This is a genomic window from Clostridiales bacterium (assembly GCA_017961515.1).
Classification (GTDB): Bacteria; Bacillota; Clostridia; order Acetivibrionales; family RGIG10202; genus RGIG10202.
Window position 1 is genome coordinate 1 of the sequence record JAGCXC010000039.1, and the last position, 1,875, is coordinate 1,875.

Genomic DNA, 1,875 nt, shown 5'->3' on the forward strand with positions numbered 1-1,875 from the left:
GATTCACAAAATGATAATTGGTAATAAAGAAATAAAAAATGTAGAAGCTCTTGCTATAACCATTACTGGCGCAAGACATAAAGATGGTGGCATCTGCGAAGATGCATCTTTACTTGTGTTAGATGAAAATATGGTGGTTATGGCTGTTGCAGATGGCCATGGAGACAGCAGATGTTTTAGAGCCAAAAAGGGAGCCGAACTAGCTTGTGAAGTTGCATGTTCAGCAAACAAGCAATTTTTATTAAGTAAACCAAATATAGATTTTAAATCTACAAAAGAGATAGATAAAGTCCTTAATCAGCTAAAAGCGAATATTATCTTTAAATGGATAGAAGCTGTTGAAAAAGACTTAAAAGAAAACAAATTAGAAGACAGAGAATTATCACTTTTATCCCAGGAAGATCAAGATAAATATAAGATAGATAAAACAGTTTCTAATCCAACATTAATATATGGCACAACCCTTCTTGCATATGGTGAAGTTAATAATTTCTGGTTCGGATTCCAAATTGGAGATGGAGATTTAGTAACTACAGATAAGAAGGGTGCATATGTTTTAGAAAAGGATCCAAAATGTATCTATAACAATACAACATCTCTTTGTGAGGCAGATGCCATGGATCATTTCTACCATTTATTCGGAAAGAAACCACCAAAGGCAGTATTCCTATGTACCGATGGTTTAAGAAATTCATTTGCAAAAGAGAGTTATTTTTTAAATATCATCAGACAAATGATGGAAGATATAAAAGAAAACGGACAAAATGCTAGAGAATCTATAACTAAGTTCTTTGAGGCATTAACAGAAGCAGGTTCTAGAGATGATATATCTTTAGCTGCAATATATCACAAGGATTAATATGAGTATTTATGATGCATTATATAGGTGTATAGAGGACAACCCAGAAATCTGTACTAACATAAAAAGGTTCAGGGCAACTCTTTTAGACCTATCTATGGATGACACTACGAGTGTAAATCTAATAGAACTAGCCATGAAGAACGGCTTGCATTATAAAATATCCAAAATTGCACGAAATAACCAAAGAGAAATCCAAAACATCATAACAGATTTTGCCAAATCATTTTCCATAAACAACCAAAGAATAGGTTGGCTCACTGAATTCTTCACAAATGTCTTTGCAGAAAGAGATTTAGTTGAAAAAGGAGAGAGGGGAACCAAGTTAAAGTTCACAAAGAAAGGCAATTTCTTGCTTTTAGATACACAAGATCTTCCTTCACCAGAGAAGAATTATATTCCATGTGGGGCAGGTAATAAGGATTTTGGATTTTTAGTCCAAGGAATTAAAGAAGAGAGCAATTGTGTGCATCCTTTTGCTAATATTTTTGCTATAACATTTGGTATTTTGCAAAGAAGTTTAAATATTTCACCATCTAATTTTATTAGAGAATACGAAATTAATAACAAAGCGGTTTTAAATTATAGCCTTGTTTATAGGCTAGAAATGATGATTTTGCTTCTTATAAAGAACAATTACATCAAAAATGATGAAATATCTATAAATTACGATGGAAACATCAACGATTTAAATGCAGCTATTGGAGATATCAATTATATAGCAGGAACAGTTGCCTCGCTTGTCAAGATGGATTACAAGCCACTTAAATATGTATTTAATAAAAAAGGATTAACCATCTCTCAAAAGGAAGGAGAGGGCGCTATATACTATAAAAATGTGACAAAGAGAGAAACAGAGTGTAGATATGTGTGGATTGAAAGAAATGTTATCTATAATATAGATAAAACAAATGAAAAGAGTCTCGATATCTTACTTAAAGAGATTTTCGACTTTGGTACATTCTTAACCGGACAAAAAGAATCATTAATAAAATTACTTAACGGCAGAGATAATA

2 protein-coding genes are annotated in these 1,875 nt (G+C 32.1%); both read left to right on the forward strand.

Going from position 1 to position 1,875, the window contains the following annotated elements:
* Window positions 1-859 (forward strand): protein phosphatase 2C domain-containing protein (locus tag J6Y29_02600; GenBank protein MBP5426770.1); only part of this gene is annotated, 859 nt, incomplete at its 5' end.
* A 1-nt stretch (window position 860) separates the two neighbouring features.
* The coding region (locus J6Y29_02605) for a hypothetical protein (protein ID MBP5426771.1) at window positions 861-1,875 on the forward strand (1,015 nt) is incomplete at its 3' end.